The organism is Planctomycetia bacterium (genome assembly GCA_021413845.1).
In the GTDB taxonomy this organism is placed as follows: domain Bacteria; phylum Planctomycetota; class Planctomycetia; order Pirellulales; family PNKZ01; genus PNKZ01.
In genome coordinates, this window is record JAIOPP010000100.1 from 54,427 (window position 1) to 66,312 (window position 11,886).

General features: G+C 61.6%; 7 protein-coding genes. 4 read left to right on the forward strand and 3 right to left on the reverse strand.

Annotated features, from left to right (window positions below; all coding sequences use genetic code 11):
• Nucleotides 1–162: 162 nt before the first annotated feature.
• A complete protein-coding gene (locus K8U03_18845; GenBank protein MCE9606947.1) occupies nucleotides 163–1,530 on the forward strand; it encodes a hypothetical protein in 1,368 nt (455 codons plus the stop codon).
• 67 nt (nucleotides 1,531–1,597) lie between these two features.
• Here the strand turns inward: K8U03_18845 and K8U03_18850 are convergent, their stop codons facing one another.
• Complete coding sequence (locus K8U03_18850) at nucleotides 1,598–6,160, reverse strand: DEAD/DEAH box helicase (protein ID MCE9606948.1); 4,563 nt, start codon at nucleotides 6,158–6,160, stop codon at nucleotides 1,598–1,600.
• A 344-nt stretch (nucleotides 6,161–6,504) separates the two neighbouring features.
• Between K8U03_18850 and K8U03_18855 the strand changes: the two genes are divergently transcribed.
• Both K8U03_18855 and larA read left to right on the forward strand, forming a co-directional pair.
• Nucleotides 6,505–6,843, forward strand: coding sequence for a small basic protein (locus K8U03_18855; protein ID MCE9606949.1), 339 nt, complete (start codon nucleotides 6,505–6,507; stop codon nucleotides 6,841–6,843).
• Nucleotides 6,844–7,014: 171 nt separating this feature from the next.
• The gene (larA, locus tag K8U03_18860; protein ID MCE9606950.1) at nucleotides 7,015–8,289 is read left to right on the forward strand and encodes a nickel-dependent lactate racemase; all 1,275 of its coding nucleotides are present in this window, start codon (nucleotides 7,015–7,017) and stop codon (nucleotides 8,287–8,289) included.
• 22 nt (nucleotides 8,290–8,311) lie between these two features.
• On the opposite strand, the gene K8U03_18865 is transcribed toward larA, so the two are convergent.
• The gene (locus tag K8U03_18865) at nucleotides 8,312–8,797 is read right to left on the reverse strand and encodes a GNAT family N-acetyltransferase (protein ID MCE9606951.1); all 486 of its coding nucleotides are present in this window, start codon (nucleotides 8,795–8,797) and stop codon (nucleotides 8,312–8,314) included.
• Nucleotides 8,798–8,928: 131 nt separating this feature from the next.
• Nucleotides 8,929–10,137, reverse strand: coding sequence for a hypothetical protein (locus tag K8U03_18870; protein ID MCE9606952.1), 1,209 nt, complete (start codon nucleotides 10,135–10,137; stop codon nucleotides 8,929–8,931).
• A gap of 447 nt (nucleotides 10,138–10,584) precedes the next feature.
• Here K8U03_18870 and K8U03_18875 point away from each other — a divergent pair, with 447 nt between their 5' ends.
• Complete coding sequence (locus K8U03_18875) at nucleotides 10,585–11,874, forward strand: Gfo/Idh/MocA family oxidoreductase (GenBank protein ID MCE9606953.1); 1,290 nt, start codon at nucleotides 10,585–10,587, stop codon at nucleotides 11,872–11,874.
• Nucleotides 11,875–11,886 lie beyond the last annotated feature (12 nt).

An 11,886-nucleotide genomic window follows, 5' to 3' on the forward strand; every position in this document is an offset into this window, starting at 1 on the left:
AAGATGCGACCCGCCGGGGGCATGCGACGGTACGCGAAGCTATTTCGCGCACCGTTGAACACACATCCCAGTCGCCGGTTTTACGCTGTTTTAGCCCCTTCGCACGTTGAGTTCACTCCCCCTTACAACTGCGCTGCACGGCAACGTCGCAGGAGTCGTTTAATGAATGCTTTGGTACTCATGCTGATTCCGGCGACGCTCGGCGTCGACTTCGGTTGGGAACGTCAGCCGGACAATTCCATCGAGTACATCGTGCAGATCGAGCCCGAGGCGGTCGAGTCGATGAAGACCGGCACGGAGCTGATCAGCAGCTTGCCGCCGGCGCTGCGCAACATTCGCGACTATCGGATTCGCGTCGGCCGCGATCGGCTGCCGAACCAAAATATCATCCCTCCGGAAATCAATTCCAATCCTGCGGTGGGATCGAATCGCTCGACGATCGGCAACGCGCCGATGAATGCGCCGAACAACTATCCGGCCTCGACCTATACGCAGAACAACGGCGCGTTCGTCAACAACTCCGCAACTCCGCAAACGCTCTCGCAACAGCAACTCGCCTCGGCTCAACCGACGCAATACAACAATCAACCGAACTACAACAACACGCCCACTGGGCTCGGTCCGACGACGAGCAACGTCGCGGGCATGAGCAACGTCACCGGCACGCCGACGGTTCCGACCTCGACGAGCGGCTTCCCGTTGCAAACGTCGAACGCCACGTATCCCGCCACGAACTATCCGACCAACACAAACAACCAGTACCTCGGAAACCTTCCGCCGCCGCCGGGAACTTACCCGAACAACGCTTACCCGGCCGGCTCCGCACAGCAGCCGGGCTACAACCAACCCGCCTATAATCAACCCAACTACAATACGCAGCCCGGCTACAACAATCAGCCGAACTACAACAACCAACCGTCGTACAATCAGCCGGGCTATCCGCAGCAGCAAACGAATCCGCAATACGGTCAACAGCCGCCGCAATATCTGGCGTCGAATCCCGGACCTGCGGTTCCGAACTTGTACGGCCCCGGCCTCGGCGACCCACGCTCGTTCGGTGCGGCGAAGCCGAGCATCACCGATCCGGCCAACCCCGCCGGAACGGCCGGTTTCGGCAACCCGCAATTCGCCGGTCAGCCGACGAACGGATTTCCGCCGGGCACGCAATTCACGCAACCGGGCGCGAACACGATGGGCACCTATCCACAGGGCCAGTTCGCCGGCGCGCCTCCGCTCGGTGTGAATCCCAATTTGTTGCTGCCGAACGGTCAACTCGCCGGCAATCAGCCGCCGCTCAATCCGCAATTCACGAACGCCGCGAATACCGAAAATCGCTCCGGTTCCGATCCGCATCAGTCAGGAGCCGCAGGACGCACGACGGCCGCCGAGCAGCAATCGCAATGGGTCTCGCTGACGTTCACCTTGGTCGCGCTCTTCGCTTCGATCGGCGCCAACTTCTACTTCGGTTGGACGACCTATCACCTGCGTGAACGCTATCGCATGATGCTCGTCGACCGAGCGACGTATTAACGGATCTAAATTCGGAGTTCGTCGATTCTCCGCATTTGATTTTTGCCGTAAGAATTTTCTCTTTCGGTTATCCCGTTCGCTTGAGCTGCTTCAGTAGCTCGTCGGCCCGTCGGGTCTCGATCTCTTCGAGGAAGCGCACTTCACCGGCTTGTGCGACCGCCACGATCCGTCCGTCGCAAAACGCGATCGAGTTGCCCGTCACGGCCGGCAAGCGCGGCCCAGGCAGAATGATCCCCGTGAGGTTCAGCGGATCGGCCGCCGAGAGAATCAGCCATTGCTTCTCCGCCCCTGCTTCGACCTGCTCTTCGCGGACTTTGCGAACTTGTTCGACGGCGTCGCCGAGCGCGAACTGCTCCCCTCCGACTCCCGCAATGAAGCGCCCGCCCCGAATCTCGCCGCGCGCTTCCATTCGCCGATACTGACTCACCAGCGCCCACCACGGCGGCGCACAGGTCTCGCGTTCGAGTAAGTCGCGGAATACGATTCCCCAACGCTTCAACAAGTGCCAAGCCCATTTCACCACGCGCTCCTCCGGGCTCACTTCCAGCAGCGCACCCGGGAACAGCGACCAGCGGCCGGCCATCGTGCAACTTCCCGTTCGTCGACGTCGCGAGCGCAAGCGAACGCGCGACGACCGCTTTTGCTCATCGGCCGTCAACGCTCGCACCGCGCCGAAAGCGTCGGACGAGGCGAGCCCTTGCGCGGCGAGCTCATAAAGCCCCATGTCTAAGTGGTCGGGAAGTAGACCGGTGAGCGCTACTAGATCGTGATAGAAGAGCGCGCCGCGTGCCCGGAGCACGTCGAGCACATCGAGCGCGTTGCCGCGCAGCGGTACTTCTTCGAGATTGCGATCCGGCGGAACGAGCCACGCGATATCGGTACGCGCCGCCAGCGCGATCGGCATCACGCGATTGAGCCCGACCGCGCTGGGGCCGGCTTCTTCGTCTCTGCGCGGCGGCTTGAGTCTCCCCCACATCACTTCACCCGAAAGGGAAAGCTCATCGAGCCAGAGTGGGTCGTAGTCGGTGACGCGACTCGCCAGCACGCGCGATTCCCAAGCTCCGGCCGGAATTTCGAGTCCTTCGAGTTGTTCGATGACCTCGCGCAACCCGGCGCGGCCACGCAACCGGACCTCGCCCGTCAGCCGCTGATGTCGCAAGAGAAACCGTAAGTAATCGCTCGGCTCGACCGGTTTGATCTGCTTGCGCAAGCCATCGAGAGTCATGCGATGGATCCGCGCGAGCAAGCGTCGATCGCACCACTCCGGATGCTTTTCACCGGCCGCTGCAGCCGCTTGGCCGGCCGGCGTGAACGAGCCGCGGAGCACGACCCCTTCTCCTTCGAGCGACTCGAGCGCGGCGCCGACCGCCGAGATGTCGAACCCCAGTCGCTCGGCAAGTTGCGGCACCATGATCGGCCCCAAGCACGGCATCCAGCCGCGCAGCGCAACGATCAGCGCAGCGCTCCGCTCGGTCGCAGTATCGTCGCCGGCAGGCAATTCGGGCTCGAACCGCGCATCCGCATAAATCGCTTTCGCGAGCGACGCTCGTTCGGCGGCGACCCAAAACCGTCGGCCTGCCGCGGTCGTCGCCGTTAGGGCGCGCTTCGCTCGTCGCAACGGCTCGAACATTTCGCGCCAAGGCGCGCCGTCGACTTCCGAAACGACGACCATACTCAATAGAGCGTCGTGCAGTTCATCGGGATCGCGAACCGTCGGCCATGCATCCGCGCACACTTGCTCGATCGCCGCAGGCTCGAGCCTGCCGAGATCCCGTACGGCATCGATCGTGACACCGCGCCTCGTGGCGACGGCCCGAGCTCGGCGTTCTTCGAGCGGCGCGTCGTCGAGGAATGCGTAGGGATTCGCGTTCACCAGTTCGTGGCTCATCGGCGACGGCTCGCGCGTATCGATCGCGACGAACTCGATCTTGCCGGCGTGGTAATCGTCGAGCGTGCCGAGCCAGCGCTTTAGGTCCATCGCTTCGGTATGGCAATCGTGAATCGTTTGCCGCACGAGGGGATGATCGGGAATGTCGATGTCGCCGTGATGGTTCTCGAAGCAACCGGTCTTCGCAGGAAATACGGCGGCAAGAAAGTCGTCGGCCTTGAAGCGCTGCATGTGCGGCGGGACTTTCTTCCCGGCTTTCATCCGTGCGACGACGAGAGCCCGCGAGGCATTCCAACGCCAGCGCGTTTCGAACATCGGCGCGGCCAGCAACGCCTGAGTCAGCAGATACTCACCGTTCCCGCTATTGAGCATCTTGAAGAGTGCATCGATCGGGAAGCTATGTTGCGGACCGATCGCGAGGACGAAGCCGTCGTCGTCGGCCGAGGCTTGGAGCTCGAAATCGAACGAGCGGCAGAATCGCTTGCGCATCGCGAGCCCCCAGGCGCGTGTTACCCGTGCACCGAGCGGTGCATGGATGACGACTTGCATTCCGCCCGACTCGTCGAAGAACCGCTCGAACAAGATCTTCCAGCGTGTGGGAATGAACCCGACCGCGGCTTTCTGCGCCGCGATATAACGGACGACTTGCTGCAATGCCCACTCTTCCGTCGGGCACTCGCGCTGCAACCATTCCAGCGCCTCGCGCGTGTCGACGTTCGGCGGATCGGAGTCACCGCCGGCGGTCGAGGTTCCTCGTTCCGGAAGCGGCGGCAGCGGCGGCGCGAGCGCTACGGCCGTGCGGTGTTCGTCGTCACGGCTGGGAAACGATTCGGCGTCGTCGTCCCCCTCGAAGAACGAGCGTTGTTGCTTGCTCGAGGGGCCGCGCGCGAGAATCGCGTAGTCTTCACGAAACTGCGAAGCCTCTCGGGTCTTCGTCGCCGCCGGTTCGCCGAGATGCACGCGCTCGCCAAGCGCTTGCCGCAAGAGCGAGACTTCGGTGGAGAGTTCGTCGGTGCGGCCGGGGGCTTCGCCGAGCCAAAACGGGATCGAGGCCGGGGCACCATGCGCATCGTTGACGACGACCTCGCCGCCGCGCACATATTTAATTCGCCAGGAAGTATTGCCGAGTTGAAACACATCGCCGGCGAGGCTTTCGATCGCGAAGTCTTCGTTGACCGAGCCGAGCACCGTGCGGTCTTCCTCCGTCACCACGCGGTAGTCGGCAAGTTCGGGAATCGCGCCGCCGTTCATGAGCGCGGTCAGGCGGGCGTGTCGGCGCGGTCGGACCTTGCCGTTCACGACGTCGCGGAAGATATGCATCCCGTGCTTTTGCGAGACCGACATCCCTTCGTGCAGCAGCTTCACGATCTCGTCGAATTCGCCCCGTCCCAGATCGCGAAACGGCCACGCGCGTCGGCACATCGCAAAGAGCGCGTCTTCGTCCCATTCGTCGCTCGCGACGGTCGCCGTGATTTGTTGTGCGAGGATGTCGAGCGGCTTCTGCGGGATCTCGATCGTGTCGAGTCGTCCGCAGCGCGCGGCCCTGAGCAGCGCCATGCATTCCACGAGCTCGTCGCGCGTGAGCGGAAACAGCCGCCCCTTCGGGACGACGCCGAGCGAGTGTCCCGAGCGGCCGATCCGCTGCAGAAATGTCGCGATCGAGCGGGGCGAGCCGATCTGAATGACCAAGTCGATATAGCCGACGTCGATTCCCATTTCCAAGCTCGCCGTCGCGACGACCGCTTTGAGCTCGCCGTCTTTCAAACGCTGCTCGGCCGAATGGCGCATCTGTCGCGAGAGGCTGCCGTGGTGGCTGGCAACCGCTTCTTCGCCGAGCAACTCCGCCAAATGATGCGTCACGCGCTCCGCGAGCCGGCGCGTGTTGACGAACACGAGCGTGCTGCGGTGCGACTGAATCAAGCCTACGATCCGCTCGTAAACTTCGCCCCATTGTTCGTGCGAGCAAACCGCTTCGAGCTCCGACGGCGGGACTTCGATGCCGAGATCGAGCGTGCGCAAGTGCCCGACATCGACGATCTCGCAGCGCGGCACATTATCGGCATCGACGTTGCCGGCCCCGATCAAGAACCTTGCGATCTCGTCCATCGGGCGTTGCGTGGCCGAGAGGCCGATCCGCGTCGGTGCTTTGCCGCCGTCGGAAGCCAGGCATAAGGCGTCGAGTCGTTCGAGCGTGAGCGTGAGGTGCGAGCCGCGTTTGTCGCGCGCGAGAGCATGGATTTCGTCGACGATCACGGTCTTCACGCTGCGCAGAATCTCGCGGCTCTTCGACGACGTGAGCAACAGATAAAGCGACTCCGGTGTCGTGACCAAAATCTGCGGCGGCCGCTTCACCATCGCTTGTCGTTCGGAAGCCGGCGTGTCGCCGGTGCGAACGGCGACCCGAATCGGCAGCGGATTCAGGCCCTCGGCCTTAGCGGTTTCTTCGATCTCCAGAAGCGGCAGTACGAGGTTGCGACGAATATCGTTGCTCAAGGCTTTGAGCGGCGACACATAGAGCACATCGACCGCGTCGCGTAGATCGCCTGCGAGCGCCGAGCGCAGCAGCCGATCGAGCGGCACCATAAAGGCCGACCTCGTCTTGCCGGAGCCGGTCGGTGCGGCGATGAGCGTATGCCGCCCGGAAGCGATCGCCGGCCAACCGAGCCGCTGCGGATCGGTCGGGGCGCGGAACTTTTCGAGGAACCAACGACGGAGAACGGGATGGAAGTTGTCGAGCGACATCGGTGCGTTCACCCATCTAAGATCGAAGTCGACGAAGCCACGGCGGGAAAAGCGTCAGTGAACTTCTGTATCCCATTCGATCGTTTTTCAATGCTCGCGTGAAGTACCGCGACCGGCCGGCAAGGGTTATCCGCCGAGCGTTGTAGATCGCTATTCGTTTCTGAAACCGCTGCAACCGGCCTAGTTACGGCGAATTCCCCGGCTTGAAGGGTTCGGACGAAGTTCGTAGAATGTTCGTTTCTCGGCAGAAGCGCCTTTCGCGTCAATGAGCCGGTTTTTTATCGCGCCCCAGCACTAGATCGTGTCCGTTGGGGTCGCGTGATCGATTTTCGGAGACTTTGAAGATGACGATGGACAAGAGCTTGCGTATCCGTGCCGGAAGCACGCGGTCGCGCAACGTGTTGACCCGAGCCGAGCGGATCGAGCAAATGAAGGGAGCCGATACCTTCGCTGAAGATTCGACGCGCCCTTACGGGCTGCCGAAGACCCGCGTCGTGAAGCTCTCGATGAAAAAGAAGAAGAAGGTCAAGGAAGCGGAAGAAGACGATCCGAAGGCCGCCAAGGGTGCGAAGCCGGCCGCCGGCGCGAAGCCCGCTGCTGCCGCAGCCAAACCGGCCGCCGGTGCGAAGCCTGCCGCCGCCGCTGCTGCCAAACCGGCCGCAAAGCCTGCCGCTAAGAAGTAATCGCTCGAAAAAATACTCCGAAGTCGTGCCGCCGGCTTGGTCGTGCGGCGCATCGATCGGACGGTGTACGATGGAAGAGCCGCGTTCGGCAGCGGAGCGAATCTACTACGGTTCGCTTTGCCGCCGAGCGCGGCTTTTCGCACGTATCGACAACTCCTGAGGACTCTCGCGATGCGCGTGAAGCTCGAATACGGAAAGACCGGGCTCGAAGTCGAGTTGCCGAGTGAGCGAGTCGTACGCACGCTGGCGTATAAGAACGCCGTGCCGACGGCTGAGCCTGAGCTTGAGTTGGAGCGGGTGCTGCGCGAGCCGATCGGTTCTCGTGCGCTCGGCGAGCTTGCGCGCGGGCGTAAGAGCGCGTGTATTCTCATTTGCGACCGTACGCGACCGGTGCCGAATGAGCTGCTGCTGACCCCGATTTTGCGCGAGCTCGAAGCGGCCGGCATCGCCCGAGAACGGATCACGATTCTCGTCGCGACCGGTTTGCATCGGCCGAATGAAGGAGAAGAGCTCGTCGAGCTTGTCGGCCGGCGAATCGCAGAGACGTATCGTTGCGAGAATCATTTCGGTAAAGATCGGGACTCGCATACCTACCTCGGCGATAGCCCGCACGGCGTCCCCATTTGGATCGATTCGCGCTACATCGACGCCGAACTCAAGATCACGGTCGGCTTGATCGAGCCGCACTTCATGGCCGGCTTCTCGGGCGGCAGGAAGCTCATCTGCCCCGGCATTGCGGCATTGGAAACGATCAAGGCTTGGCATAGTCCTCGGTTTCTCGAACACCCCAACGCGACGAGCGGAGTGCTGGCGGGGAATCCGGTGCATGAAGAAAACACCTGGATCGCAAAGAAGGCCGGGTGCGACTTCATCGTCAACGTCGTGATCGACGCCCTGCGTCGGCCGCTTTGCTTCGTCGCCGGCGATATGATCGAGGCGTTCGAGGCCGGTGTGCGATTCGTGCGCGGCGTGGTCGTCGACACGATGCCGGCCGAAGCGGATATCGTCGTCACGAGCGGGGCGGGCTATCCGCTCGACACGACGTTTTATCAAGCCGTCAAAGGAATGGTCGGCGCGATGTCGGTCGTGCGGCAAGGTGGGACGATCATCATCGCCGCCGGCCTGACGGAAGGGATCGGTAGTCCCGAGTTTTGCGGACTGTTCGACGACAACGGGACGCTCGAAGGTTTCGTCGAGCGGATCGTCACGACCGATTACTTCGTGATGGATCAATGGCAGATGGAAGAACTTGCCAAAGTGCGGCGCAAGGCGAAGGTGAAGATCGTGAGCGATGGCTTGCCGCGCGCGACGCTCGATCGGTTGTTCGTCGAGAGTGCGGAGAGCGTCGAGGCGGCCGTCGCAGCATCGCTCGCGGAGTACGGCGCCGAAGCGACGATCGCCGTGATTCCGAAGGGGCCGTACGTGCTGGCCCAAGTCGGCGCGTAGATGCGCCGCTTGCGAAGCCGCGCTATTCCGGTTTTCCGAAGGTTGCGAGTTCGTCGCCGCTGAGGCGAAACAAGCGCCAGTCGGTCATCTGCTTCGCTCCGAGCCCTTCGTAGAAACGAATCGCCGGCTCGTTCCAATCCAGCGCCGTCCATTCGACCCGACCGCAACGCCGCTCGACGGCGATCTCGGCGATCCGTTTCAGCAAGAGCTTGCCGAGCCCGACTCCGCGTGCCGCCGGGCGAACATACAGATCTTCCAAATACAAGCCAGGACGACCGACGAAGGTCGAGTAGTTGTGAAGGTATAAGGCGAAACCCAGCGGTTCGTCGTCGACGGTGCCGAGCAGGGCTTCGCAATAAGGTCGCGGGCCGAAGAGGGCTGCCCGTAAGTCGGCTTCCACGGCAACGACCGCGTGCCGGAGCCGTTCGTAGTCGGCTAGCTCGCAAATGAGCGTATGCAGCAATGGGATATCGTCGGGAAGAGCCGCACGGACGGCGAGAGCAGGCATCGATCGATTCCGAAGTCGAATAAATAAAAAAGGGCCCTCGACACGGCTGTCGAGGGCCCTTGGATTCTATTGCGCAACTGCGCGATCCGAAAGTCAGGTAGATCGCGAGATGCTTGACGGAAGCGTAGTCGTTAGCGAATGCCCGACGTCGGCGACGCGGACATCATCGAAGCGGAGTGCATCGACAACGGGTTCCGAACGGCCGCGTGAACCGGTGAGGAGTTTGCCCATTCACGTTGCGGTTCGTAGCGACGCGTGAACGGAGTCGTCGTCGGCACGGGGCGGAACTCGTTCGGGAAGAACGTCTCGGCGACGGTCTTCAAGAAGCGGCATTCCATCGAATCGGCGTTTTCGGTAACCACGCGATCGAGCAGTTCACGCATCATCGCTTTGCCGCGCGGCCAACGAACATCGACCACGGTCGAGGCGTCTTCGAGGAGTTGATAGATGCGTGCGCGAGTGAGCCGCATCCGCATCGCTGCTTTGCGAACGCTCAAAGCAGGGCCGTCGAAGCCGAGGCGGCCGCGCAACATCGTGGCCGTTTGCGTTCCGGCATCGACGTCGATTTGCTCGATGATCGGTTCGACCAAGGCTTGACGAAGCAACTCGCTGGACGGCAGCGACTTGGCGCCGATCAGTTCTTGCATCCGCATTTCCAAGCGTTCGATTCGTTCCGGAGTGAGACGCACTTGCACTCGCCCGTCGGTCGGCTGACCGTCGAGCTGCGAATGCAGCTGGCCGAAAATCGTGACGACGCAACGGACTCGCTTCTCGCCGTGCGTTTTCAACTTGCGAATTTCAGCAAGCGTCAGGCCGGCGTAGGTCTCGAGCGGAACGCTCCAAATGACGCGCGGAAGCTCGTGCAACGAAGCGGCGAAGCAACCGAGAGGTTCGTGGCCCAAGCGATGCGTGATGATCGTCGAGCGCCAGGTGGCCCAAGTGACTTCCGAGATATTCGAAGGGTCGCCGATATGGGTGACGGTCGTTGCGGGAGCCCCCACGGCAACCGAGGTGATTTGCGGTGCGACATCCTCCAAGCGTTCTTTCTGCAGCTCTTCGGTATGCAGAGCTCGGTCGAGCAACTTGAGAAGCGAAAGCATTTTCTTTTGGCCGATGCCGGGCACCGCTGCGAGCGAGTCGTAAGGGGTGCGCAGCAAATCGCCGAGGGAGCGATGTAAGAGAGCTCGCGGAAGCCGACGATCGGCCGGGAGAGCCCAATCGTAAAGCGGATGATTCAACTGGGGGGCGTAGCGATCAGTGAGCAGCAGATTGCGAATCTTCTCGAAGCGGGCGGCTAGTTCGAAACGCATTTGCCGAGGGGAAGCTGAATGCTTAATCATGTGCGGGACTCCTGCCCAAAAAACCAGCATCGATCGTCGTGAAACTATGCATCCGCCTGTCGTAAGTCGTTTGGATTCACGATCTTCCAACGACATGGAGACTGTTAGGCAAAGTCTGTGCCAAAAATCACTATGCCCGAATTAAAGATCGGCTTACTTCCCGTTTGGGTTCCATGAGCTTCCTATGCGAGTAGCGATATTCGAGACAGCATGAAATAAGGACTCGAAGATTGGGGTAGTCATTCACGGTCGAAGCGGCGGCATGCTCACGCGGAGAAAATTTGCGCGCGCGTCGTAGGTATCCCGAAGCGACGGAACCGCACATAATCAACCCGCTAACAATCCGCCGGCCCGCGCTGAATGGATCAAACTGCTGAGTTGATCAAGCGTGGCCACCGCTGCTCGTTCATCTGCCCCACCATCCGCCTCAATCACACTTGGGAGGACATGCCGATGTCGCTCGATCGTCGCGAGTTTATGAATCGTTCTTTGGCTGCGGGCATGGTCGCCGGATGCGCGACGTTTACCGGCTACGAAAAGAAAACGCGCGCCGCGAGTCCGAACGAGAAGATCGTGGTCGGTGTGATGGGGCTCGGCCGAGGCAAGCAACTCGTCGACACGTTCTCGCAGAGTCCGAACGCGATCGTCGAGTACGTTTGCGATGTCGATTCGCGCCGCTTGCCGGCCGCCGCCAGCTTGGTGACGAAGAACGGCGGCAATACGCCGCAACAGATCGGCGACTTCCGCAAGATTCTCGACGATAAGAAAGTCGACGCACTCGTCATCGCGGCTCCCGACCATTGGCACGCTCCCACCACGATCTTGGCTTGCAATGCCGGGAAGCATGTCTACTGCGTAAAGCCGGCGAGCCACAACGCACAAGAAGGGGAATGGATGGTGCAAACGGCGCGGAAGCAAAACCGCGTCGTGCAACTCGGGACGCAGCGCCGCAGCATGCCGTCGTATATCGAAGGGATCAAGCGACTGAAGGCCGGGGCGATCGGCAAGCCGCTCTTGGCGCGATCGTTCTATTTCAATCCTCGCCCGAGCATTAAGAAGGGGGCCGATGCCGCGGTGCCCGAGTGGTTGAACTACGACTTGTGGCAAGGCCCGGCGCCGGAGCGCGGTTATCGCGACAACGTCGTTCATTACAACTGGCACTGGCTCTGGCATTGGGGAACGGCCGAGCTCGGCAACAACGGCATTCACATGATCGACATTTGCCGCTGGGGCCTGGGGGTCGACTATGCGCAGCACATCACGACCGGCGGCGGCCGCTATCGCTACGACGATGATCAGCAAACGCCCGACACGAGCATCACGACGTTCGATTTCGGCGGCCAATCGATCTGTTGGGAAGGGCGCAGCTTCTACAAACCGATCGATAACGAGATCAAATACGAAGCGGCGTTCTTCGGCGAAAACGGCTCGATGACGTTCGATCAGACGAAGTACAAAGTCTACGATGCCGACGGCAAGGTGATCGAAGAAGAGAAGTTCACCGGGGGCGACGCACCGCACATCGAGAATTTTCTCGCTTGCGTGCGCGACGGTAAACGCCCGAACGCCGACATCGAAGAAGGGCACAAGAGCACGCTCTTATGCCATCTCGGCAACATGGCCTACCGCACCGGCCAAGCGATCACGCCCGACCCGACGACGCATAAGCCGAACAACGCCGATGCGCAAAAAATGTGGGGCCGAGAGTATCGCGCCGGGTGGGAACCGAAGGTGTAGTGAAGTTTACTA

Bases quoted from the DNA above. Each gene is read 5' to 3' on its own strand.
- K8U03_18845 (MCE9606947.1), top strand. From the start codon at position 163: ATGAATGCTTTGGTACTCATGCTGATTCCGGCGACGCTCGGCGTCGAC.
- K8U03_18850 (MCE9606948.1), bottom strand. From the start codon at position 6,160: ATGTCGCTCGACAACTTCCATCCCGTTCTCCGTCGTTGGTTCCTCGAA.
- K8U03_18855 (MCE9606949.1), top strand. From the start codon at position 6,505: ATGACGATGGACAAGAGCTTGCGTATCCGTGCCGGAAGCACGCGGTCG.
- larA (MCE9606950.1), top strand. From the start codon at position 7,015: ATGCGCGTGAAGCTCGAATACGGAAAGACCGGGCTCGAAGTCGAGTTG.
- K8U03_18865 (MCE9606951.1), bottom strand. From the start codon at position 8,797: ATGCCTGCTCTCGCCGTCCGTGCGGCTCTTCCCGACGATATCCCATTG.
- K8U03_18870 (MCE9606952.1), bottom strand. From the start codon at position 10,137: ATGATTAAGCATTCAGCTTCCCCTCGGCAAATGCGTTTCGAACTAGCC.
- K8U03_18875 (MCE9606953.1), top strand. From the start codon at position 10,585: ATGCCGATGTCGCTCGATCGTCGCGAGTTTATGAATCGTTCTTTGGCT.